General features: G+C 60.2%; 1 pseudogene. It reads left to right on the forward strand.

What is annotated here, in order from left to right:
* Positions 1 to 190: 190 nt before the first annotated feature.
* Positions 191 to 410, forward strand: a pseudogene (locus IB278_RS34025) (hypothetical protein); the annotation flags it as partial.

The following is a 410-nucleotide window of genomic DNA, read 5'->3' on the forward strand; positions in this document are numbered from 1 at the left end:
CATATCAGACAGCCGCGGGCCACATTTCCTGTTTCTCCGTCCTCGACCCCGAAGGACTTCGCGCGTGGCTTGGAAGCACGAGCTTCCGGATGGTCAAGTGACGAACTCGACCGTCTCAAGCCGGCCAAGAGCCGACCTTCGGAGAGCGGGGTTGAATGATAGTAAACATGTGAAAAGGAGCGAGGTGAGCATGCTTGACGAAAGCCATCTCCGCGCGGCGCGCAAGGCAGTTGCGAACGCCGCTCGGAGCCTCGCGGATGGCACGGTCCCATTTGTTGAGGGTGTCAGGCAGTTGGCAGCCCTGGGATTTGAGGTGTCATGGCTTGACCATGACCCGGACTTCACGTTGTTCGTCGCTATTGCGAGCGAATCGGACCACCTGCCGCCGCACGAGCTCCGCAGTCAGTGTG

Origin of the sequence: Variovorax sp. VRV01 (assembly GCF_014852545.1) — a bacterium.
GTDB lineage: Bacteria > Pseudomonadota > Gammaproteobacteria > Burkholderiales > Burkholderiaceae_C > Variovorax > Variovorax beijingensis_A.